This window comes from Bacillus sp. 05T31 (genome assembly GCF_056396725.1).
In genome coordinates, this window is record NZ_JBFTMA010001225.1 from 1 (window position 1) to 654 (window position 654).

General features: G+C 35.3%; 1 protein-coding gene and 1 riboswitch. The gene reads left to right on the forward strand.

Features of this window, described 5'->3' with window-relative positions:
* The first annotated feature begins 26 nt into the window (after positions 1-26).
* Positions 27-70: riboswitch (PreQ1 riboswitch) on the forward strand.
* Positions 71-163: 93 nt separating this feature from the next.
* Positions 164-654 (forward strand): 7-cyano-7-deazaguanine synthase QueC (gene queC / locus AC1DJR_RS32595; RefSeq protein WP_477004526.1); only part of this gene is annotated, 491 nt, incomplete at its 3' end.

Consider the following 654-nt stretch of genomic DNA (forward strand, 5'->3'; position numbering starts at 1 on the left):
ATGAAAGAAGAAATTCCGTGCAATGCATGGGAGAGGTTCGCGAACTCCCTCTATAAAAAACTATGGAAACAACAATATCATTAGGTATTGTTTTGTTTTTTTATTGTGACAGTTCAAGAACGTTCTTTCTTCTTATTCGTAGTAGAGAAGGAGAATGAGTGAAATGAAAAAAGAAAAAGCAGTTGTTGTTTTTAGTGGTGGACAAGATAGTACAACATGTTTATTTTGGGCGATACAGCAGTTTGAAGAAGTGGAAGCTGTAACATTTAACTACAATCAACGTCATAARTTRGAAATTGATTGTGCAGCGGAAATYGCGAAAGAGYTAGGAATTAAACATACRRTACTAGATATGAGCCTATTAAATCAACTTGCTCCAAATGCGTTAACGAGAACGGATATGGAGATTACACATGAAGAAGGTGAATTGCCATCAACATTTGTAGATGGRCGAAATTTACTATTTTTATCATTTGCKGCTGTATTAGCAAAACAAGTTGGAGCACACCATATCGTAACAGGTGTATGTGAAACTGATTTTAGTGGTTATCCAGATTGCCGTGACGTGTTTGTAAAATCGTTAAACGTTACATTAAATTTATCCATGGATTATCCGTTTGTCATTCACACACCACTTATGTGGATTGATAAAGC